This window comes from Micromonospora cynarisoli (genome assembly GCF_030518815.1).
Lineage (GTDB): Bacteria > Actinomycetota > Actinomycetes > Mycobacteriales > Micromonosporaceae > Micromonospora > Micromonospora wenchangensis.
The window spans coordinates 4152705-4174322 of sequence record NZ_CP130426.1 but is presented as its reverse complement, the minus strand read 5'-3'; the positions used below and the strand labels follow the sequence as shown (position 1 = coordinate 4174322).

General features: G+C 73.0%; 18 protein-coding genes. 14 read left to right on the top strand and 4 right to left on the bottom strand.

What is annotated here, in order from left to right; genetic code table 11:
* Positions 1-9: 9 nt before the first annotated feature.
* Complete coding sequence (locus Q2K16_RS17875) at positions 10-1005, bottom strand: ABC transporter ATP-binding protein (protein ID WP_302738729.1); 996 nt, start codon at positions 1003-1005, stop codon at positions 10-12.
* A gap of 2 nt (positions 1006-1007) precedes the next feature.
* Here Q2K16_RS17875 and Q2K16_RS17870 point away from each other — a divergent pair, with 2 nt between their 5' ends.
* From Q2K16_RS17870 to Q2K16_RS17855, 4 genes are all read left to right on the top strand, one after another.
* The gene (locus Q2K16_RS17870) at positions 1008-1694 is read left to right on the top strand and encodes an ABC transporter permease (RefSeq protein ID WP_088643878.1); all 687 of its coding nucleotides are present in this window, start codon (positions 1008-1010) and stop codon (positions 1692-1694) included.
* A 164-nt stretch (positions 1695-1858) separates the two neighbouring features.
* A complete protein-coding gene (locus Q2K16_RS17865; RefSeq protein WP_302738728.1) occupies positions 1859-2581 on the top strand; it encodes an ABC transporter permease in 723 nt (240 codons plus the stop codon).
* 152 nt (positions 2582-2733) lie between these two features.
* The gene (locus tag Q2K16_RS17860) at positions 2734-3738 is read left to right on the top strand and encodes a glycine betaine ABC transporter substrate-binding protein (protein ID WP_302738727.1); all 1005 of its coding nucleotides are present in this window, start codon (positions 2734-2736) and stop codon (positions 3736-3738) included.
* A gap of 195 nt (positions 3739-3933) precedes the next feature.
* Entirely contained in the window at positions 3934-5655 is a 1722-nt protein-coding gene (locus Q2K16_RS17855) for a hypothetical protein (protein ID WP_302738726.1), read from the top strand.
* Between the two features lie 46 nt (positions 5656-5701).
* Here Q2K16_RS17855 and Q2K16_RS17850 read toward each other — a convergent pair whose 3' ends face one another.
* Together Q2K16_RS17850 and Q2K16_RS17845 are read right to left on the bottom strand one after the other, a co-directional pair.
* Positions 5702-6871 (bottom strand): NADH-quinone oxidoreductase subunit D, encoded by a 1170-nt coding sequence (locus Q2K16_RS17850; protein ID WP_302738725.1) that lies wholly within the window; start codon positions 6869-6871, stop codon positions 5702-5704.
* On the bottom strand, positions 6868-7914 hold the full coding sequence (locus Q2K16_RS17845) for an SAM-dependent methyltransferase (RefSeq protein WP_302746520.1): 1047 nt from the start codon (positions 7912-7914) through the stop codon (positions 6868-6870). Before Q2K16_RS17845 ends, Q2K16_RS17850 begins: the two co-directional genes overlap by 4 nt.
* 643 nt (positions 7915-8557) lie before the next feature.
* On the opposite strand from Q2K16_RS17845, the gene Q2K16_RS17840 reads away from it, so the two are divergent.
* The 10 genes from Q2K16_RS17840 (at position 8558) to Q2K16_RS17795 (ending at position 20511) form a co-directional block, all read left to right on the top strand.
* A complete protein-coding gene (locus Q2K16_RS17840) occupies positions 8558-9535 on the top strand; it encodes a Rossmann-like and DUF2520 domain-containing protein (protein ID WP_302738724.1) in 978 nt (325 codons plus the stop codon).
* 102 nt (positions 9536-9637) lie between these two features.
* Entirely contained in the window at positions 9638-10483 is an 846-nt protein-coding gene (gene panC, locus Q2K16_RS17835) for a pantoate--beta-alanine ligase (protein ID WP_302738723.1), read from the top strand.
* Between the two features lie 27 nt (positions 10484-10510).
* Positions 10511-10936: an aspartate 1-decarboxylase gene (panD, locus tag Q2K16_RS17830; protein ID WP_088647581.1), complete on the top strand. Its 426-nt coding sequence runs from the start codon at positions 10511-10513 to the stop codon at positions 10934-10936.
* 99 nt (positions 10937-11035) lie between these two features.
* Positions 11036-11938: a septum formation family protein gene (locus Q2K16_RS17825; RefSeq protein ID WP_302738722.1), complete on the top strand. Its 903-nt coding sequence runs from the start codon at positions 11036-11038 to the stop codon at positions 11936-11938.
* A 74-nt stretch (positions 11939-12012) separates the two neighbouring features.
* A complete protein-coding gene (locus Q2K16_RS17820) occupies positions 12013-13710 on the top strand; it encodes an L-aspartate oxidase (protein ID WP_302738721.1) in 1698 nt (565 codons plus the stop codon).
* A 56-nt stretch (positions 13711-13766) separates the two neighbouring features.
* Complete coding sequence (gene nadC / locus Q2K16_RS17815) at positions 13767-14663, top strand: carboxylating nicotinate-nucleotide diphosphorylase (RefSeq protein WP_302738720.1); 897 nt, start codon at positions 13767-13769, stop codon at positions 14661-14663.
* A 71-nt stretch (positions 14664-14734) separates the two neighbouring features.
* Positions 14735-15493 carry a type III pantothenate kinase gene (locus Q2K16_RS17810; RefSeq protein WP_302738719.1) on the top strand — a complete coding sequence of 253 codons (759 nt, stop codon included), beginning with the start codon at positions 14735-14737 and terminating at the stop codon, positions 15491-15493.
* A 96-nt stretch (positions 15494-15589) separates the two neighbouring features.
* Complete coding sequence (gene lysS, locus Q2K16_RS17805; RefSeq protein WP_302738718.1) at positions 15590-17098, top strand: lysine--tRNA ligase; 1509 nt, start codon at positions 15590-15592, stop codon at positions 17096-17098.
* Positions 17099-17211: 113 nt separating this feature from the next.
* Positions 17212-17556: a histone-like nucleoid-structuring protein Lsr2 gene (locus tag Q2K16_RS17800; protein ID WP_168222573.1), complete on the top strand. Its 345-nt coding sequence runs from the start codon at positions 17212-17214 to the stop codon at positions 17554-17556.
* 429 nt (positions 17557-17985) lie between these two features.
* Positions 17986-20511: an ATP-dependent Clp protease ATP-binding subunit gene (locus tag Q2K16_RS17795; protein ID WP_088647575.1), complete on the top strand. Its 2526-nt coding sequence runs from the start codon at positions 17986-17988 to the stop codon at positions 20509-20511.
* Between the two features lie 117 nt (positions 20512-20628).
* Here Q2K16_RS17795 and Q2K16_RS17790 read toward each other — a convergent pair whose 3' ends face one another.
* Entirely contained in the window at positions 20629-21534 is a 906-nt protein-coding gene (locus tag Q2K16_RS17790; protein WP_302738717.1) for an HhH-GPD family protein, read from the bottom strand.
* Positions 21535-21618 lie beyond the last annotated feature (84 nt).

Here is a 21618-nt window from a genome sequence, read left to right as displayed (position 1 = left end):
GACGCGGGGCTAGCTGCCGTGCTGTCCGAGGTCGAGCACCCGGGCGCGGCTGAGCGTGCCGGCCGGCCGGCCGTCGGCGGTGACCACCACCGCGTCGGTTCCGGCGGTCAGCATCGCGGCCAGCGCGTCGTACGCCGAGCGGCCCAGCGGCAGTTCCGGCAGGGTGGCGTCGGTGGCCTCCCCGTCGAGCACCTCCCGGGTGACCGGGGTGACCGCCAGCCGGCGGATGCCCCGGTCCGCGCCGACGAACTCCCGCACGAACGGCGAGGCGGGCGTGCCGAGCAGGGCCGCCGGGGTGTCGTACTGCTCCAGCCGGCCGCCCTCGGAGAGCACCGCGATCCGGTCGCCCAGCCGGACGGCCTCGTCGAGGTCGTGGGTGACCAGCACGATGGTCTTGCGGACCTCGGCCTGGAGCCGGAGGAACTCCTCCTGCAACCGGGTCCGCACGATCGGGTCGACGGCGGAGAACGGCTCATCCATCAGCAGCACCACCGGGTCGGCGGCCAACGCGCGGGCCACCCCGACCCGCTGCCGCTGCCCGCCGGACAACTCGTGCGGGTAGCGGCGTCCGAACTGGGCCGGGTCCAACCCGACCAGCTCCAGCAGCTCGCCGCTGCGCTGCCGGATCCGCTCCTTCGGCCAGCCGAGCAGCCGGGGTACGGTGCCGACGTTGGTGGCGACCGTCTGGTGCGGGAACAGGCCGACGTTCTGGATCACGTAGCCGATCCGTCGGCGCAGTTTCACCGGGTCGACCCGGGTGATGTCCTCGTCGCCGAGCATGATCCGGCCGCCGGTCGGCTCGATCAGCCGGTTGACCATCCGCAGCACCGTCGACTTGCCGCAGCCGGACGGGCCGATCAGCACCACCAGCTCGCCGGCCGGCACCTCCAGGCTCAGCTCGCGGACCGCGTCGGTGCCGTCGGGGTACCGCTTGCGGATGCCGTCGAGCGTGATCGAGGCGGCGCTGTGTCCTGCGTCGCCGGTGCCCCCGGGGGTAACGTCCACGTGTGTCCTTCCACCTGAGTTACCGGGCCGAGCCGGGTAATCCGTGGTTCTCCTGGCAGTACGTGCGGGACAACTCTGACACCATTCTCGCCGCGCTGCGCGAGCACGCCTCGTTGACCGGCCGGGCCGTGCTGCTCGCCGCGCTGGTGGCCCTGCCGTTGGCGGTGCTGGCCTACTGGTACCGGCGTCTCGCCGGGCCGATTCTCGCATTGACCGGCGTGCTGTACACGATCCCCTCCCTGGCCCTGTTCGCGTTCATCGCCCCCTACCTGGGCATCGGGGCGGTGACCGTGCTCACCGTGGTGGTGCTGTACGCGCTGCTGGTGATCGTCCGTAACGCGGTGGCCGGGCTGAACCAGGTGCCCCCCGAGGTGCGTGACGCCGCCGAGGGCATGGGGTACGGCAGGTGGGCCCGGCTGTTCCGGATCGACCTGCCGCTGGCCCTGCCCGGCATCCTCACCGGGGTACGCCTCGCCACGGTCTCCACCGTCGCGTTGGTCACCGTCGGGGTGGTGATCGGCCGGGGTGGCCTGGGTCAGTTGATCTTTGCCGGGTTCCAGAACAACTTCTACAAGGCCCAGATCATGACCGGCACGCTGCTCTGCGTCCTGCTCGCCCTGGTGCTGGACCTGATCCTGGCCGGCGTGGGCCGCCTGCTCACCCCCTGGCTCCGGAGCCGCCCCCGATGAGCGCAGCGCAGCGGAGCCCCGCAGTCACGAACGAGAGGCAGACCCGGTGAGTGCGAGGAGTGCAGCGCAGCGGAGCCCCGCAGTCACGAACGAAAGGCAGACCCGGTGAGTGCGAGGAGCGCAGCGCAGCGGAGCCCCGCAGTCACGAACGAAAGGCAGACCCGGTGAATCCGGTGCAGCAGGCGGTGGTCTGGCTCAACGACCCGCTCAACTGGACCAACCCCGGTGGGGTGCTGGACCGGGTCGGGGAGCACCTGAGCATGTCCGCCGCGGCGGTGCTGCTGGGCTGTCTGGTGGCCTGGCCGGTCGGCCTCTGGCTGGGGCACTCGGGGCGCGGCGGCGGCGCGGTCGTGCTGATCTCCAACCTGACCCTGTCCATCCCCACCCTGGCGCTGCTCACCATCCTGCCGCTGACCTTCCTCGGGTTCGGGCGACCGGCGGTGGTGGTCGCCCTGGCCGTGTTCGCGGTGCCGCCGCTGCTGGCCAACGCGTACACCGGGGTGCGGCAGGCCGACCCGGAGGCCCGGGACGCGGCGCGTGGGATGGGGTTGTCGGCGTGGCAGGTGCTGCGCCGGGTGGAGTTGCCGCTGGCGGTGCCGTACCTGGCCGCCGGGTTCCGTACGGCCGCCGTGCAGGTGGTGGCGACGGCGGCACTGGCCTCGTTCGTCAACGGCGGAGGGCTGGGCCAGATCATCCGGGCCGGTTTCGGGCTGGACATCGCGGCCGGTGGCGGGCAGATCATCGCCGGCGGGGTGCTGGTGGCGGGGCTGGCGTTGGCGGCGGAGGGGGTGCTGGCACTGGTCGAGCGGGCGGTGACCCCGCGACCGCTGCGGCGTACCCGGCGGGCGGCGAACCGGCGGGCGGCGGACGCCACGGCGGGGAACTGATCCCTTTCCGTGACGATCACGTGACGAAAGTGGTTCAGAGTTTGTCGGTCGGTCCGGAAGGATATTGGCTGAACCCGCGGGCGGCGACCGTCGCCTGTCGGACACGCGGCCGGCCCTGCCCGGGTCGCGCCGGGACACGGAAGGCGGGCACGATGCGCGTACGGACACGGCTGGCGGCGGGCGCGGTGGGCGCCCTGACCCTGGCGGGTCTGTTGACCGGGTGTGGGGACGCCGGCTCGTCCGGCACCGACGCTCCGCAGCAGGGTGCCAGCGGTGCGGGCTGCGCCCCGGTCGCCGGTGACCAGCTCGTCGTCCTCGACGACGACAAGAAGCTCCAGAACACCGACAACATCATCCCGGCGGTCAACGCCAAGGTGGCCAACCCGCAGCTGCTCGCCGCGCTGGACAAGGTCTCCGCCGCGCTGGACACGCCGAAGCTGATCGCCCTCAACAAGGCGGTCGACGTGGACCGCAAGACGCCGAAGGCGGCCGCCGAGGAGTTCGCCTCGGCCAACGGGCTCACCACCGGCATCGCCAAGGGCCCGGGTGGGCAGATCGTCGTCGGGGCGGGCAACTTCTCCGAGAGCCAGACCCTGGCCGAGCTGTACAACATCGCCCTGACCGCGGCCGGTTACCAGGTCAAGGTGCAGCAGATCGGCAACCGCGAGCTGTACGAGCCGAGCCTGGAGAAGGGCGAGATCCAGGTCGTCCCCGAGTACGCGGCGACCATGGCTGAGTTCCTCAACACCAAGGCCAACGGCAAGGACGCCACCCCGGTCTCCTCGCCGGAGCTGGACAAGACGGTCAGCGCGTTGAAGTCCGAGGGTGACAAGGCGGGCATCACGTTCGGCACCCCGTCCTCGGCGCAGGACCAGAACGCCTTCGCGGTGACCAAGGCGTTCGCCGACAAGTACTCCCTGAAGACCCTCTCCGACCTGGCGGCCAAGTGCTCCGGCAAGGACACCGTGCTGGCCGGCCCGCCGGAGTGCCCGCAGCGGCCGAAGTGCCAGGCCGGTCTGGTGGAGGTCTACGACTTCAAGGCCGGTTCGTTCAGCTCGTTGGACGCCGGCGGCCCGCAGACCAAGAACGCGCTGAAGACCGGCACCGCCAGCGTCGGTCTGGTCTTCTCGTCCGACGGCGCACTCGCCACCAGCTGAGCGTGATCCCGGTCGCGGTCGGCTCCTCCCGACCGCGACCGGGCCCGCCCCGGAACGGGGTGATCGTGCCCCGGCTGACCAGGGCGGATGCCGGTCGGCGGCGATCCGGTCGCGCCGACCGTACCGGCCGAGATCGGGGCAATTCTGCCCTGGGACCGTTCCCAGCCCGCGTACATCTCGGTAGGCTGCACAGCCATGCCCTCCCCGGTCGTCTCCGAGAAGCGCAGACCGCAACTACTGACCGTCCTGTTCTGGATCGGGGTGGCGTTCGCGCCGATCGCCGCGCTGATCCTGCTGTTCGCCGACGGCAACGGTCCGCTGCGCTTCGCCGCGGTGTTGGCCATCACCGCCGTCGTGCTGATCGGCCTGTCCATCGCGCTGCGCGCCGAGGGCGGTGCCCAGCCGTCCGACGAGACGGTGCTCGACGAGTTGGAGCAGCTCCGACGCGAGCTGCGCAGCGAGATCGTGGCCGCCGCCCAGCGCGGCAACCAGGCGTTGGACCAGTCGCAGCGGGCCGAGGAGCAGGTCACCGCGTTGCGTCGCCGGTTGGATGCGGCAGCCGAGCTGGCTGCCGCCGTCGCCGCCCCGCCCGCCGAGGATTCCGTCGCCGGTGCGGGCCGGGCCCGGGTCCCGGCCGCCGAGCCGGAACCGGAGGCCCCGGTGGGCAGGCGACGGGCCGTGGTCGAGGAGCCCCCGTCGGACTGGAGCCACCCGGAGGGTTCCGCGCCGGTCGCGGCGGGCCGGGGACGGGTCCCGGCCGACCGGGAGACCGCCGAACCGACCGGCCGCCGTTACGCCCCGGAGCGCCCGCCCACCGGGCAGGCCGGGGTGTACGGGGCGGCCACCCGGGAGCCACGCGGCGGGGTGCCCGCCGGCGAGGCGACGTCCCGCCCGCTCGGGGTGGTGCGGCACACCGAGACCGTGCACGTGACCACCCGGCACACCGTCGTCGACGGCCCCGATCCCGCAGGCGGCTACGGCGGTGGGTACGCCGGCCGGTGGGCCGCCGGCGGGGACGAGTCGTCCTGGGCTGGCGGGGAGCCGGAGCGTCCCTGGTCGGCGTCGGCCGAGCCGACCGGCCGGGGCTGGTCGGCCCCGCCGGAGGACCGTTCCCGGGCGGCCCGTCCGGCGTCCCGTGACGAGCGGGCCTGGCCGGCCGCGGCCGGCCCCGGGTGGTCGACGCCGGGCGACGACCGGCCCGAGCCGGGCCGGCCGGAGTGGTCGGCGGGCGGCGGGGAGGCCGGTGCCTGGTCGGCGGGCGGCCGGTCCGGCTGGGCGGGGGGCCGTGCCGAGCCGGCCGAGCCGCGCGCCGGTGACCGCTGGGTGCCGGACCGGGCCGATGCGCCGGACCGTGAGGCGCGGGCCGGTGACCGCTGGGCCGAGGCGCGCGACGAGGGACGGGCCCGGGAGGTGCGGGTGGGGGAGCGTCGCGCGGAGGCGCGTGCCGACGGCGGCTACCACTATTCGGACCGGTGGGCGTCGGTGCGGCAGGAGGAGCCGTACCGGGACGGGACGGAGCCTATCGGCGACCGGTGGGGTGGCGGTCGCCCGGAGCAGCCCGACCGTCCCGCGCTGCCGGCCGGGGGTGTGCCGGTGCCGCAGCAGTGGCGGGAGCCGGCGCGCAGCCACCGGCCGGCCGAACAGTGGCCGGCCCACGCGACCCCACCGGCGCAGGAACGGGCGGACGGTCAGTGGCCGGCCCGCGCCGAGCCGCAGCCCGCCCAGGAGTGGCCGGCGCGCGCCGACGACAGGCGGTGGGAGGGGCAGCGGGCCGAGCCGCGGCGGGACCGGGAGCCGGTGGTGTCGTGGCGCGACCCCGAGCCCGAGCCGCGCGACGACCAGCAGTGGGCGGGCGGGCAGCGGTACGGCTACCCGCCGCAGGACGACGCCCCCCGCGCGGGTGGGCACTGGCGCTGACCGGCGGGGCGTCGGGGCGGCCGTTGCCGGCCGGGTCAGGGGCGGTTCACTTGTCGATGTCGCCGACCACGAAGAACATCGAGCCGAGGATGGCGATCAGGTCGGGCACCAGGCAGCCGGGGAGCAGGGTGGCCAACGCCTGCACGTTGGCGTACGACGCGGTGCGCAGCTTGAGCCGCCACGGCGTCTTCTCGCCCCGCGACACCAGGTAGTAGCCGTTGATCCCGAGCGGGTTCTCCGTCCACGCGTAGGTGTGCCCCTCGGGGGCCTTGACCACCTTGGGCAGTCGGGTGTTCACCGGTCCGGTGAGCCGGTCGACCCGGTCGAGGCACTGCGCGGCGAGGTCGAGGGAGGCGTACACCTGGTCGAGCAGCACCTCGAAGCGGGCGTGGCAGTCCCCGGCGGTGCGGGTGACCACCGGCACGTCGAGTTGGTCGTACGCCAGGTAGGGCTCGTCGCGGCGCAGGTCGAGGTCCAGCCCGGAGGCACGGGCGACCGGCCCGGACGCCCCGAACGCGGCGGCGTCGGCGGCCGAGAGCACCCCCACCCCGACGGTCCGGGCCAGGAAGATCTCGTTGCGTCGGATCAGGTTGTCCAGGTCGGGCATCCGGCGGCGGACCTCGTCGATGGCGGCGCGGGCCCGGCCGGTCCAGCCGGCGGGGACCTCCTCCTTGAGCCCGCCGACCCGGTTGAACATGTAGTGGATCCGGCCGCCGGAGACCTCCTCCATCACCGCCTGGATGGTCTCCCGTTCCCGGAACGCGTAGAAGACCGGGGTGATCGCGCCGATCTCCAGCGGGTAGGAGCCGAGGAACATCAGGTGGTTGAGCACCCGGTTCAGCTCGGCCAGCGCCATCCGCAGCCAGGTGGCCCGCTCGGGCACCTCCATGCCCATCAGCCGTTCCACGGCGAGCACCACGCCCAGCTCGTTGGAGAACGCCGACAGCCAGTCGTGCCGGTTGGCCAGCACGATGATCTGCCGGTAGTCGCGGACCTCGAACAGTTTCTCCGCGCCTCGGTGCATGTACCCGACGATGGGTTCGGCGGCGACCACCCGTTCCCCGTCGAGCACCAGCTTCAGCCGCAGCACGCCGTGCGTCGAGGGGTGCTGCGGGCCGATGTTGAGCACCATGTCGGTGCCGAGCTGCTCCCCGCCGGCCCCGGTGCCGACGGTCAGCTCGCGCGTTTCACCGGTGTCCGTGGTCATGTCGGTCATCGTGCCATGAGCGCATCGACGGCGACGCCGACCGGCTGGAGCAGCCAGTGGTGTCCGCCGAGCCCGGCCGGGTCGGTCAGCTCGGCCACCGCCGAGGCGGCGGCGAGCGCCCGCACGTAGCCGGCCGGGTCGGTGCCGGCCAGGCTCAGCGCCGGTCGGCCGCCGTCGGCCCCGAGCGCCCGCAGCGCCTCCCGCTGCGACAGCAACGTGTACGCGTACCCGGCGACCCGGGCACCGGCGGTGGCGACGGAGTCGATGGCGACGTGTGCGGTGATGTCGCACGACCCGTCGGGCACCGGCGGCACCTGCCGTCCGTTCCGGTACCCGGTCAGCGTGCCGCCCACCGGCCGCCGCCCGCGCAGGTGCCCGTAGTCGACGGCCAACGCCACCCCCCGCCGCAGCCTCCCGACTACCGCCTCCCAGGCCAGGTCCCGCCCCCGCCCCAGCTCCACCCGCTCCCCACCCCCGGTGATGGGGGCGGTGGGTGGCGGAGTGGGGTGCCAGGTGGTTAGCCAGGTCAGGTCTTCCGGGGTCAGTGGGGGGCCGGGGGTTTCCTCGCCGGTGCGCGGGTCCACCAGGTGGTAGCGCCAGCCGGTGTCGGTGGGGATGGCCACGTCCAGGGGGACGTTGTCCAGCCATTCGGTGGCGGTCAGCAGGCCGGTGATTCCCGCCGGGGGCTCGGCCGTCCAGCCGATGACGGTCGGCAGGTCCGCCGGCCGGGGGGCCAGTTCCACGGCCGTGAGGCGCAGGCGGTCAGCCAGCGGCGTCGGAGCCGCGCCGGACGTCGCCGACCCGTGGGCCAGGACGGCCAGGGCGCGCAGCAGCTCACCCCGGCCCGCGCCCACGTCCACCACGTCGAACGGGGTGGGGAAGCCGAGGGCGGCATCGAGGCGGGACACGAGCCGGAACACCGCCGCCGCGAACTCCGGGGAGGCGTGCACGCTGGTCCGGAAGTGGTCGGCCGGGCCGGACCCGGAGACGAAGAAGCCGTCCGGTCCGTAGAGGGCGGCGGCCATGGCCTCCCGCCAACGAATCGCGTTCATCCCGTGTCCAGGGTCCGTCACCGTGCCGACCCTACGGTCTGCGGGCATGAGACGAATCGTGATCCCCGCGCTGGCGGTCGTACCGCTGCTGACGACCACCGGTGCCGCCGCCGCGCCCGGTCCGGGCGGTGGCCGAGACACCCGCCCTGTTCGACGACGCGGCCGGCGGCGACGCCGACGCTCCCGGTGGAGCGGGTCCGCGAGTACGGCGGCCCGGCGGTCTTCGGCCCGGCGGTCGACGACTGCGTCACCGACCACACCACCGACCCGGGCTTCGGCGGGCGGATCGCCCAGGACGTGGAGGGCCTGACGATCATGCCACCGGCCGGTACGCGGGCACCCTCGTCGTGTCCAGCCAGGGCGACGACACGTTCTTCACCTACGACCGGGTCAGCAACCGGCCCGCCGGGCGGTTCGCAGTGGTCGACGGCCGGTTCGACGGCGCGCAGGAGTGCGACGGGGCGGCGGTGACGCCGGGTTCCTGGCCGGCCGGCGGTGAGCTGCCACACCGGGACGCCGGCCGCCACCGGGACGCCCGGTGCCGACGGTCGGTGAACGTTTTCACACATCCTTGTTCGGCTTCCCTGCCCCCGGCGCATACTTGCCATCGACCGGTACCCCCTTCGAGGACTGGATCGTCGCCATGAGCGCACCGCTGCGCCCGCGTCCGGCCGCCCCACCCGGCGTCGCCGTACCGCAGGGCCCCGTCGTACCCGATGTCCCGATCGTCCTTCCCGCCCACCTCACCGTGGGTGTGGTCGGTGCCGGCCGGGTGGGTGCCGTGCTCGGGGCGGCGCTGGTCGCCGCCGGGCACCGGGTGGTCGCCGCCTCCGGCGTCTCCGGGGCGACCCGGGCCCGGATCGCGCTGCTCCTGCCGGACGCGGTGAACCGCTCGGCGACCTCGGTCGCCCGGGAGGCCACCGACCTGCTGCTGCTCGCCGTCCCCGACGACGCGTTGGCTGGTGTGGTCGCCGGGCTGGCCGACACCGGGGCGTTGCACCCCGGCCAGGTGGTCGCGCACACCTCCGGAGCGCACGGGCTGGCCGTGCTGGCCGCGGCCGCCGCCGTGGGTGCCCGGCCGCTGGCCCTGCACCCCGCGATGACCTTCACCGGTACGCCTGACGACCTGTCCCGGCTGGCCGGCATCTCCTTCGGGGTGACCGCCCCGGCGGAGCTGCGGGCGGTGGCGGCCCGGCTCGTCGCCGACCTGGGCGGGGTGCCGGAGTGGGTGGGGGAGACCGACCGGGTGCTCTACCACGCGGCGCTGGCGCACGGCGCGAACCACCTGGTGACCCTGGTCAACGAGGCGGCCGACCGGCTGCGGGACGCCGGGGTGGCCCAGCCGGAGAAGGTGCTGGCCCCGCTGCTGCGGGCGGCGTTGGAGAACGCCCTGCGGCTCGGTGACGACGCGCTCACCGGCCCGGTGTCGCGCGGCGACGCGGGCACCGTACGACGGCACCTGGACCGGCTGGCGCAGACCGCGCCGGAATCCGTCGCCCCCTACCTGGCGTTGGCCCGACGGAGCGCCGACCGGTCGATCGCGGCGGGCCGGCTGCGCCCGGTCGACGCCGAGCCCCTGCTCGACGTGCTGGCGGGCGCGCACCGCGAGGTGGCGGCGTGAGCCGGGTCTGCGAGTCCCGCAGTCGCGAACGAAGGGCGATCCGGTGAGCGCGAGGAGCGAGCCGGGTCTGCGAGCCCCGCAGCGCGAACGAAGGGCGAATCAGTGACGGAACTGGTGCACACCCGGGCGGAGTTGGCGAAGGCGCGGGCCGGCCTGGCCGGCACGGTCGGCGTCGTGATGACGATGGGTGCGCTGCACGCGGGGCACGAGACGCTGATCCGGGCCGCCCGGGAGCGGGCCGACCACGTGCTGGTGACGATCTTCGTGAACCCGTTGCAGTTCGGCCCGAACGAGGACTTCGACAGGTACCCGCGCACCCTCGACACCGATCTGGAGGTGTGCCGGCGGGCCGGTGCGGACCTGGTGTTCGCCCCGGCGGTGGCGGACATGTACCCGGACGGGCAGCCCACGGTCCGGGTGAACCCGGGCCAACTCGGTGAGGAACTGGAGGGGCAGAGCCGGCCCGGCTTCTTCCACGGGGTGCTGACCGTGGTGTTGAAGCTGCTCCAGCTCACCCGGCCCGATCTCACCTTCTTCGGGGAGAAGGACTACCAGCAGCTCACCCTGGTCCGCCGGATGGCCCGGGACCTGGACGTGCCGGTCGAGGTGGTGGGCGTGCCGACCGTCCGGGAGCCGGACGGGCTGGCCCTGTCCAGCCGTAACCGCTACCTGTCGGCGGACGAGCGGCAGGTGGCGCTGGGGCTGTCCGCCGCGCTGCGGGCCGGTGCGGCCGCCGCCGAGCGGGGTGCCGACGCGGGTGACGTGCTGGCCGCCGCCCACCGGGCGTTGGGCGCGACGCCGGGCGCGCGGCTGGACTATCTGGTGCTCACCGACCCGGAGTTGGAGCCGGGGCCGGTCGCCGGGCCGGCCCGGCTGCTGATCGCGGCCTGGGTGGGCGGCACCCGGCTGATCGACAACCTGGCCATCCGGCTCGCTCCCCGCAGCTGACCCCGTACCTCTCTGAAAGGCACCACGATGCTCCGGACCATGCTCAAGTCGAAGATCCACCGGGCGACGGTGACCCAGGCCGACCTGCACTACGTCGGTTCGGTGACGGTGGACCAGGATCTGCTCGACGCCGCCGACCTGCTCCCGGGCGAGCAGGTGGCGATCGTGGACGTGACCAACGGGGCCCGGCTGGAGACGTACGTGATCCCCGGTGAGCGGGGCAGCGGCGTGATCGGCATCAACGGCGCGGCGGCGCACCTGGTGCACCCGCAGGACCTGGTGATCCTGATCTCGTACGGTCAGATGGACGACGCCGAGGCCCGGACGTACCGCCCCCGGGTGGTCCACGTGGACGCCGACAACAGGGTGGTTGAGCTGGGCGGCGACCCGGCCGCTGCGGCCGTCGGGACGGCCGGCGACCCGGTGCCGAGTCCGCTCGCCGTCGTCGGCTGACCAGAATTCCGGTCTGTTACCGGAAGGTCATTTTTGGTTACCCTGGGCTGACCGTCGGATTGACGGTCGTCGGCTGGGGGAGGCGCGTTGCGCCGTGCGATGAGGGTCCGCCGAGCGGTGACGCTCGCCGTCGCCGCCGTGGCGGCGGGAGCGGTCCTGGCGGCCTGCGGTGCCCCGGGCGGCCTCGACGGCGATCTCACCGACGACTGGGCGGCCCTGCCGTCGGCCGGGCCGTTCACCCCCGCGGCGGGCGTGTGCCAGGTGGCCGACTTCACCGACACGGTCTCCCTGGCGGCGTACGCGCCGGTGGACTGCGCGGTGCCGCACCTGGTGGAGACGGTGCACGTGGGCGCGTTGCCGGGTACGCGGGCCACCGCGCCGGCCACCGGCTCGACGGAGTTGCGGGGCGCGTTCGCCGAGTGCGACACCCACGCGGCCGGCTACGTGGGCGACGACTGGCGGGCCGGCCGGCTGCGGCTGGCGGTGGCGCTGCCTACCGCGCCGGGTTGGGCGGCGGGGGCCCGCTGGTTCCGGTGCGACCTGAGCGAGCTGAACACCGTCGAGGCGGCGGCCACGGTGGTCACCCGGACGGGCAGCCTGCGGGACGCGTTGAAGGGGCCCTCCCCGCTGCGGCTGGGCTGCCAGCGGGCCAAGAGCGGCCGGGGCGCGGGGGTGCAGGTGCTGGTGCCGGTGGAGTGCTCGGCCGTCCACGAGGCGGAGTTCGTGGGCGTCTGGAAGGCCCCCGACCGGCCGTACCCGACCAGGGACGTCGACTGGCTGCCGTTGTACGCCGGCTGTCGCGGCATACTCGGCCGGTACGTGGGGGTGCCGAACGACACCAGCCTGCCCTTCCGCAGCGGGGTGGTGGTGCGTCCGCCCGGTCCGGGCCGGTGGCGGGTCGGTGACCGGGGGGTCCGCTGCTACCTCTGGTTGAGCGACCGGACGGTGACGGCTTCGCTGAAGGGCGGCGGTCCGGCCGCCCTGCCGGTGCGGACTAAGTAGCGGACGGGGTAGTCGAAACCACTCGTCCCGCCCCCCGTCCCCCGTTGCGAGGATCGTTCGGGTTGACTGTGGTCATGGAACTTCGTCCGACCGTCGACCTGCCGGCCCTGCCCAGCCTGCTGGCTGCTCCCGCGCCCGGCTGGGTGGAAACCACCGACGTGATCGTGGTCGGCTCCGGGGTGGCCGGGCTCACCGCCGCGCTGCACCTGCGCGAGGCGGGCCTGCACGTCACCGTGGTCACCAAGGTCAACATCGACGACGGGTCGACCCGCTGGGCGCAGGGCGGCATCGCCGCCGTACTCGACCCGGCGGACTCGCCCGCCGCGCACGCGCGGGACACCGAGATCGCCGGGGTCGGACTCTGCAACCCGGCGGCGGTGCGGGTGCTCGTCGAGGAGGGGCCGCTGCGGCTGCGGGAGCTGATGCGCATCGGCGCGGAGTTCGACCGCAACCCGGACGGTTCGCTGATGCTCACCCGGGAGGGCGGGCACCGGGCCGACCGGGTCGTGCACGCCGGTGGTGACGCGACCGGGGCGGAGGTGCAGCGGGCCCTGCACGCGGCGGTCCGCCGCGACCCGTGGATCAGGCTGGTCGAGCACGCCCTGGTGCTGGATCTGCTGCGCGCCCCCGGCGACGGCCCGGACTCTCCCGGCCCGGCCTGCGGGATCACCCTGCACGTGCTCGGCGAGGGCAGCGAGGACGGCGTCGGCGCCCTGCTGGCCCGCGCGGTGGTGCTGGCCACCGGGGGCATGGGGCAGGTCTTCTCGGCCACCACCAACCCGGCGGTCTCCACGGGCGACGGGGTGGCGCTGGCGCTGCGGGCCGGCGCGGCGGTCACCGACGTCGAGTTCGTGCAGTTCCACCCGACCGCGCTGATCGTGCCCGAGCAGGCCCGGATGCCCGGGGCCGGCCTGGCCCAGCAGCCGCTGGTCTCCGAGGCGCTGCGGGGCGAGGGCGCGCACCTGGTCGACGCCGACGGCAAGCGGTTCATGCTCGGCCAGCACGAACTGGCCGAACTGGCCCCCCGCGACGTGGTGGCCAAGGGCATCCACCGGGTGCTGCTGGCCACCGGCGCCGACCACGTCCATCTCGACGCCCGGCACCTCGGCGGGGACTTCCTCGCCGGGCGGTTCCCGACCATCGTCGCCTCCTGCCTGGCGATCGGGGTCGACCCGGCGACGGACCTGATCCCGGTCGCCCCGGCCGCCCACTACGCGTCCGGCGGCGTCCGCACCGATCTGCGCGGCCGGACCTCCATCCCCGGCCTGTACGCCTGCGGCGAGGTCGCCTGCACGGGTGTGCACGGCGCGAACCGGCTGGCCAGCAACTCGCTGCTGGAGGGGCTGGTCTTCTCCCGGCGGATCGCCGAGGACATCGCCACCGGGCTGCCCGAGCAGGCGCAACCGGCGTCGACCGGGGCGTGGGTGGGCGGCGGGGGCGGGGTGCTGTCCGCCGGGGGCGTACCGGAGCTGCAACGGGCGATGACCCGGGGCGCCGGGGTGCTGCGGTCGGCAGCCAGCCTCGCCGGGACCGCCGCCACCCTGACCAGGTTGGCCGGTGACACCGGCCGGGCGGGCACCGCCGGTTGGGAGGCGACGAACCTGGTCACCGTGGCGGCGACGCTGGTGGCCGCCGCGTACGCCCGGCAGGAGACCCGGGGCTGCCACTGGCGGGAGGACTTCCCGACGGCCGACGAGCGGTGGCGCGGCCACCTGGTCGCGGCGATCGGTGCCCGGGGCGAGCTGACCGAACGTTGGGAGGGCCTGCCCTGACCACGGGCGGCCCAGGAGCGGTGGCGCGGGTAGCGCCGACGAACGGAGGGATCCACGTGCGGGAATCGACGCGGCAGGCGCTGACCGCCGGTGGGCTGGACCCGGAGCGGGTGCGGCGGGTGATCGTGGACGCGCTCACCGAGGATCTGGGGGCGGACTTCCTCGACGTCACCAGCGTCGCCACCATCGCGGCCGGGCAGACCGACACCGCCGACCTGGTGGCCCGGGAGGACGGGGTGGTGGCCGGGCTGGCGGTGGCCGCCGCGGTCTTCGAGCTGGTCGGGGAGGTGACCGCTGCGGAGCGTACCGTCGAGGTGGTCGTGGTGGCCCACGACGGCGCGCGGGTGGCCCGGGGTGACGTGCTGGCGACGGTGACCGGCCCGACCCGACTGCTGCTCACCGCCGAGCGCACCGCGCTGAACCTGCTCTCCCGGATGTCCGGGGTGGCCACCCACACCCGGGCCTGGGCGGACGCCCTGGCCGGCACCAAGGCGACCGTGTTGGACACCCGCAAGACCACGCCCGGCCTGCGGATGCTGGAGAAGTACGCGGTCCGCGCCGGTGGCGGCACCAACAAGCGGATGGGCCTGTACGACGTCGCCATGATCAAGGACAACCACAAGCTGGCCGCCGGCGGTGTCGGGGCGGCCTTCCGGCGGGTCCGGCAGACCTTCCCCGAGGTGCCGGTGCAGGTGGAGGTGGACACCCCGGCCGAGGCGGTGGAGGCGGTGGAGGCAGGCGCCGAATTCCTGCTGCTGGACAACATGTCACCGGCGACCCTGCGCGAGGTGGTCGCGGCGGTCGGCGACCGGGCGGAGCTGGAGGCGACCGGTGGGCTGACCCTGGAGGTGGCCGCCGAGTACGGGGCGACCGGGGTGGACTACCTCTCGGTGGGCGCGCTGACGCACTCGTCGCCGATCCTGGATATCGCCCTGGACCTGCGCGAGCGGTGAGCCGGCACGGGCCGCCGGACGCCGGCCCACTCCTCGCGCCCGCCGGCCCGGCCGGCGTCTAGGCTGCGTGCGTGCTGCTCTGCATCGACATCGGAAACACCAACACCGTGCTGGCGACCTTCGACGGCGACCGCCTGGTGCACTCGTGGCGGATCAAGACCGACGCCCGTTCGACAGCGGACGAGCTGGGGCTGATGTTCCGGGGGCTGCTGGCCGGTGACGCCGTGGAGATCACCGGGGTGGCCGCCTGCTCGACGGTGCCGGCGGCGCTGCGCTCGCTGCGGACCATGCTGGCCCGCTACTACGCCGACCTGCCGAGCGTGGTCGTCGAGCCGGGGGTACGCACCGGCGTGCAGCTCGCCATCGACAACCCGAAGGAGGTCGGCGCGGACCGGGTGGTCAACACGCTGGCCGCGTACACCCTCTACGGCGGTCCGTCGATCGTGGTGGACTTCGGCACCACCACCAACTTCGACGTGATCAGCGGCCGGGGGGAGTTCCTCGGCGGGGCGTTCGCCCCCGGCATCGAGATCTCCTTCGACGCGCTCGCGGCCCGCGCCGCCCAGCTGCGCAAGGTGGAGGCGAACAAGCCCCGCTCGGTGATCGGCAAGAACACCGTGGAGTGCCTCCAGTCCGGCCTCTACTTCGGCTTCGCCGGGCAGGTCGACCGGATCGTCGAGCGGATGACCGAGGAACTGGGCGGGGTCCGGGCGGTGATCGCCACCGGTGGGTTGGCCTCGGTGGTGATCGGCGAGTGCCGGACCATCACCCACCACGAGCCGATGATCACCCTGATCGGCCTGCGCATGGTCTACGAGCGCAACACCTGATCACCGCGGGCGGGTCATCCCGTAACGGCCACCCGGGGGCTTGAGTACGCTCATGGGCTGACCCCGCCGAAACTCCCTTAGCCGAGGAAGCGTGCCGTGACCGAGCAGAACGCCGTGCCAGTGGACCCCGCCGACGACCTTCCCGAGCAGATGAAGGTCCGCCGGGAGAAGCGGGACCGGATGCTCGCCGAGGGCGTCGAGCCGTACCCCGTCGGTTTTCCCCGGACCAGCACCCTGGCCGAGGTGCGCGAGCGGTACGCCGAACTGCCCACCGACACCGCGACCGGGGACCGGGTCTCGGTCACCGGCCGGGTGATCTTCGTACGGAACACCGGCAAGCTCTGTTTCGCGACCCTGCGCGACGGCGACGGCACCGAGTTGCAGGCGATGCTCTCCCTGGACCGGGTCGGCACGGAGCGGCTGGAGGACTGGAAGCGCCTGGTCGACCTGGGTGACCACGTCGGTGTCACCGGCGAGGTGATCACCAGCCGGCGCGGTGAGCTGTCGGTGCTCGCCGACGAGTGGGCGGTGACCGCCAAGGCGTTGCGTCCGCTGCCGGTGGCGCACAAGCCGCTGAGCGAGGAGGCCCGGGTCCGGCAGCGCTACGTGGACCTGATCGTCCGTCCGCAGGCCCGCCAGATGGTCCGGACCCGGGCCGCGGCGGTGCGCAGCCTGCGCGACTCGTTGCACGGTCAGGGATTCATCGAGGTCGAGACGCCGATGCTCCAGTTGCTGCACGGGGGCGCGGCGGCCCGCCCATTCGTGACCCACAGCAATGCGCTCGGTACGGATCTGTATCTACGAATCGCGCCGGAACTGTTTCTCAAGCGCGCCGTGGTCGGCGGGGTCGACCGGGTGTTCGAGATCAACCGCAACTTCCGCAATGAGGGAGTCGACTCGTCGCACTCGCCGGAGTTCGCGATGCTGGAGACCTACCAGGCGTACGGCGACTACGACACGATGGCCGAGTTGACCCGCAATCTCGTGCAGCAGGCGGCGGTGGCGGTCAGCGGCTCGACGACGGTGACCCACGCCGACGGGCGCGAGTTCGACCTGGGCGGGCAGTGGCGGTCGGTGACCCTCTTCGGGGTGCTTTCCGAGGCGCTCGGCGAGGAGGTCACGGTCCGCACCGACCGGGCCCGCCTGGTGGAGTACGCCGACAAGGTGGGGCTGGCGGTCGACCCGAAGTGGGGTCCGGGCAAGCTGGCCGAGGAGCTGTTCGAGGAACTCGTGGTGCCGAGCCTCCAGTCGCCGACCTTCGTGCGGGATTACCCGGAGGAGACCAGCCCGCTGACCCGGGCCCACCGCAGCGAGCCGGGGCTGGCCGAGAAGTGGGACCTGTACGTGCTCGGCTTCGAGCTGGGCACCGCGTACTCGGAGCTGGTCGACCCGGTGGTGCAGCGGGAACGCCTGGTCGCGCAGGCCCAGCTGGCCGCCCGGGGCGACGACGAGGCCATGCGGCTGGACGAGGACTTTCTCCGGGCCATGGAGTACGGAATGCCGCCGGCCGGGGGTATGGGAATGGGAATCGACCGGCTCTTGATGGCGCTGACCGGCCTGGGAATTCGGGAAACCATCCTCTTCCCGTTGGTCCGCGCCGAGTAGCTCCCCGGTGGGACCTTTGCCGGGTCGTTACGGCGACCTATTGACGCGGCAAGCATCGGGCGGGTTATCGTGCTCCTATTGCAGGAGCACCCTGCTCGAAAGGAATGTGGGACGTGGCCAAGCAGATCATTCACAAGCTGGTCGATGACCTGGACGGCGGGGACGCGGACGAGACCGTCAAGTTCGCCCTCGACGGCGTTCAGTACGAGATCGACCTGTCGAACTCCAACGCCGACAAATTGCGGGATGTTTTCGCGCCGTACGTGGCCGCCGGTACCCGGGTCGGTCGGGGCGGCGTGGTCGTGGGTGGCCGGGCCGCCCGGGGCCGGGGCGGGGCGACCGCCGACCGCGAGCAGAACAAGGCGATCCGGTCCTGGGCCAAGAAGAACGGCAAGGACATCTCCGACCGGGGCCGGATCCCGCAGGAGATCGTCGACGAGTACCACGCGACCCGCTGAGCGTCAGCGGCGAACCGACGCCGGGCCGGAGCACCCCTCCGGGCCGGCGTCGCCGTCTGTGGGCGGTCCGGCGGACCGGGCGGCGAGCGCCGTGGCGGGAGGGAAGTTTTCCGGCTCCGGGGGCGTTGTCCACAGCCGGTGGAGACTTCGTCCACAGCCTGTGGATGACCCACGGGCCCCCGGGAGGGCGTTCTGCACCCCGGGCGAATTTCGCTCTGCGCGTACAGGCTGGGGTGCCGGAACACCTCCTGAGCGCGGATGGTTGGTCAAAACGACGTCGGAACGGCTCGGTACGAGGAGACACGACCTCAGCGGAGTCGGTCAGCGGCGATAGAGTAAGGAGGCACGGACGCCCGTCCCGGACGTCCGAGCACCGGCCCCGCCAAGATCTCGCGGTCGAGGCGCACGGCACGTGAGGAGCACGAGGGCATGTTCGAGCGGTTCACCGACCGAGCGCGACGGGTTGTCGTCCTGGCCCAAGAAGAGGCCCGGATGCTCAACCACAACTACATCGGTACGGAGCACATCCTGCTGGGCCTGATCCACGAGGGTGAGGGTGTGGCGGCCAAGGCCCTGGAGAGCCTCGGCATCTCCCTGGAGGGCGTCCGCCAGCAGGTCGAGGAGATCATCGGCCAGGGCCAGCAGGCACCGAGCGGGCACATCCCGTTCACGCCCCGGGCCAAGAAGGTGCTGGAGCTGTCCCTGCGCGAGGCGCTACAGCTCGGCCACAACTACATCGGCACCGAGCACATCCTGCTCGGGCTGATCCGTGAGGGCGAGGGCGTCGCCGCCCAGGTGCTGGTGAAGCTGGGCGCCGACCTCAACCGGGTCCGCCAGCAGGTGATCCAGCTCCTCTCCGGCTACCAGGGCAAGGAGCCGGCCGCCGCCGGCACCGCGCCGGGTGAGGCCGCCCCGTCGACCAGCCTCGTGCTGGACCAGTTCGGTCGCAACCTGACCCAGGCTGCCCGCGAGGGCAAGCTCGACCCGGTGATCGGGCGCGAGAAGGAGATCGAGCGGGTCATGCAGGTGCTGTCCCGCCGCACCAAGAACAACCCGGTCCTGATCGGTGAGCCCGGCGTCGGCAAGACCGCCGTGGTGGAGGGCCTGTCCCAGAAGATCATCAAGGGCGAGGTGCCCGAGACGCTGAAGGACAAGCAGCTCTACACCCTCGACCTCGGTGCCCTGGTCGCCGGCTCCCGCTACCGGGGTGACTTCGAGGAGCGCCTCAAGAAGGTGCTCAAGGAGATCCGCACCCGGGGCGACATCATCCTGTTCATCGACGAGATCCACACCCTGGTCGGTGCGGGTGCCGCCGAGGGCGCGATCGACGCGGCGAGCATCCTCAAGCCGATGCTGGCCCGGGGTGAGTTGCAGACCATCGGTGCGACCACCCTCGACGAGTACCGCAAGCACCTGGAGAAGGACGCCGCGCTGGAGCGTCGTTTCCAGCCTATCCAGGTGGGTGAGCCGTCGCTGGCCCACACCATCGAGATCCTCAAGGGCCTGCGGGACCGCTACGAGGCGCACCACCGGGTGAGCATCACCGACGCCGCCCTCGTGGCCGCCGCGACGCTTGCCGACCGGTACATCTCCGACCGCTTCCTGCCCGACAAGGCGATCGACCTGATCGACGAGGCCGGGGCCCGGATGCGCATCCGCCGGATGACCGCGCCGCCGGACCTGCGTGACTTCGACGAGCGGATCGCCCAGGTGCGCCGCGACAAGGAGTCCGCGATCGACGCGCAGGACTTCGAGCGGGCCGCCCAGCTGCGGGACAAGGAGAAGCAGCTGCTGGGTCAGAAGGCGCAGCGGGAGAAGGAGTGGAAGGCCGGTGACCTGGACGTCGTCAGCGAGGTCGACGACGAGCAGATCGCCGAGGTGCTCGGCAACTGGACCGGTATCCCCGTCTACAAGCTGACCGAGGAGGAGACCTCCCGGCTGCTGCGGATGGAAGACGAGCTGCACAAGCGCGTCATCGGCCAGGAGGACGCGGTCAAGGCGGTGTCGAAGGCGATCCGGCGTACCCGGGCCGGCCTGAAGGACCCGAAGCGGCCGTCCGGCTCGTTCATCTTCGCCGGCCCGTCCGGTGTCGGTAAGACCGAGCTGTCCAAGGCGCTTGCCGAGTTCCTGTTCGGCAGCGAGGATGCGCTGATCCAGCTGGACATGTCCGAGTTCCACGACCGCTACACGGTGTCCCGCCTGGTCGGTGCCCCGCCCGGCTACGTCGGTTACGACGAGGGTGGCCAGCTGACCGAGAAGGTCCGTCGCCGTCCGTTCTCGGTGGTGCTCTTCGACGAGATCGAGAAGGCCCACCCGGACGTGTTCAACACGCTGCTCCAGATCCTGGAGGACGGCCGGTTGACCGACGGTCAGGGTCGGATCGTGGACTTCAAGAACACGGTCATCATCCTGACCACCAACCTGGGCACCCGGGACGTCGCCAAGGCGGTGTCGTTGGGCTTCCAGCAGTCGGAGGACTCCGAGTCCACCTACGACCGGATGAAGCAGAAGGTCAACGACGAGCTGAAGCAGCACTTCCGGCCCGAGTTCCTCAACCGGATCGACGACACCATCGTCTTCCACCAGCTGCGGCAGAACGAGATCCTCTCGATCGTGGACATCATGATCCAGCGGATCGAGGGTCAGCTCCGCAACAAGGACATGGGTCTGGAGCTGACCGACAACGCCAAGAAGTACCTGTCCAAGAAGGGCTTCGACCCGGTGCTGGGCGCCCGTCCGCTGCGTCGGACGATCCAGCGCGACATCGAGGACAACCTCTCCGAGCGGATCCTGTTCAACGAGCTGACCCCCGGTCAGATCGTGGTGGTGGACTGCGAGGGAGACCCGGAGGACATCGACAAGTCGAAGCTGGTCTTCCACGGCTCCGACCGTCCGGCCGCAGTGCCGGACGCCGTCCCGGCCGACCTGGGTGGCGCCGCCACCACGGGCGAGTAGGCCCCGACGGGTCGGTAGGACATCGAGCACCAGGGCGGCGGCCCGGTGGCGTGAGCCACCGGGCCGCCGCCCTGTCTGTCGAGTCAGCGCGGTCGGGCCGGCCGGATGCGGCCCCGGTCAGCCGGGAAGGGGCTGGGTGGCGGGGCCGTCCCCGATGAGCCGGAAGTGCTCCTCGCCGACGGGCTCCACCATGCCGTCCTTGACCAGCGCGGCGAGCGCCCGGGCTCGCTGCACGTCGTCGTGCCACACCTGGTCGAGCCGCTGCTGCGGCACCGGGCCGGTGGCGTCCCGGAGCACCCCGAGCAGCAGCCCACGTACCTGACGGTCGGTGCCGGCGTACCGCTGGATCTTGCGGGTCGGGCCGGTGGGTGCCACCTGGCCGGAAGCCCGCCAGGCGCAGATCGACTCGACCGGACAACCGGTGCAGCGCGGCGAGCGGGCGGTGCAGACGATCGCCCCGAGTTCCATGAAGGCGGCGCTGGCCAGCGCGGCGGCGGCCGGCTCCACCGGCAGCAACTCCGCGCAGGCGACCAGGTCGGCCGGGGTCGTGGCCGGGCCCGCATCCGGTGCACCGGCGACGGCCCGGGAAACGACCCGCCGGACGTTCGTGTCGACCACCGGGTGCCGCTGACCGTACGCGAACGCGGCGACGGCCCGCGCCGTGTACGTCCCGATGCCGGGCAGCGCCAGCAACTGGTCCAGTTGGTCGGGCACCCGGCCGCCGTGCCGCTCCACGATCGCCACCGCGCACTCGCGCAGCCGTACCGCGCGGCGGGGGTAGCCGAGCCGTCCCCACATGCGGATCGCCTCGGCCGGGGTGTCGGCGGCGAGGGCGGCGGGATCGGGCCAGCGGGCGAGCCAGGCGTGCCAGGCGGGCAGGACGCGTACCACCGGGGTCTGCTGGAGCATGACCTCGCTGACCAGGATCGGCCAGGCCCCGATCCCGGGCACCCGCCAGGGCAGGTCGCGGGCGTTCTGCTCGTACCACCGGCTGACCAGGGTGGTGAAGGTGGGTTCAGTCATCGCGCCGACGATGATGTCACGCGACGCCTTCCCGCTGGTTGGGCGGGCCGGGCGGGGCGTCGTCGGGTCGCCGGGCGGATCGGG

Coding starts and splice junctions, on each gene's coding strand:
- Q2K16_RS17860 (WP_302738727.1), top strand. CDS start 2,734: ATGCGCGTACGGACACGGCTGGCGGCGGGCGCGGTGGGCGCCCTGACC.
- Q2K16_RS17855 (WP_302738726.1), top strand. CDS start 3,934: ATGCCCTCCCCGGTCGTCTCCGAGAAGCGCAGACCGCAACTACTGACC.
- Q2K16_RS17850 (WP_302738725.1), bottom strand. CDS start 6,871: ATGACCGACATGACCACGGACACCGGTGAAACGCGCGAGCTGACCGTC.
- Q2K16_RS17845 (WP_302746520.1), bottom strand. CDS start 7,914: ATGAACGCGATTCGTTGGCGGGAGGCCATGGCCGCCGCCCTCTACGGA.
- Q2K16_RS17840 (WP_302738724.1), top strand. CDS start 8,558: ATGAGCGCACCGCTGCGCCCGCGTCCGGCCGCCCCACCCGGCGTCGCC.
- panD (WP_088647581.1), top strand. CDS start 10,511: ATGCTCCGGACCATGCTCAAGTCGAAGATCCACCGGGCGACGGTGACC.
- Q2K16_RS17825 (WP_302738722.1), top strand. CDS start 11,036: ATGAGGGTCCGCCGAGCGGTGACGCTCGCCGTCGCCGCCGTGGCGGCG.
- Q2K16_RS17820 (WP_302738721.1), top strand. CDS start 12,013: ATGGAACTTCGTCCGACCGTCGACCTGCCGGCCCTGCCCAGCCTGCTG.
- Q2K16_RS17795 (WP_088647575.1), top strand. CDS start 17,986: ATGTTCGAGCGGTTCACCGACCGAGCGCGACGGGTTGTCGTCCTGGCC.
- Q2K16_RS17790 (WP_302738717.1), bottom strand. CDS start 21,534: ATGACTGAACCCACCTTCACCACCCTGGTCAGCCGGTGGTACGAGCAG.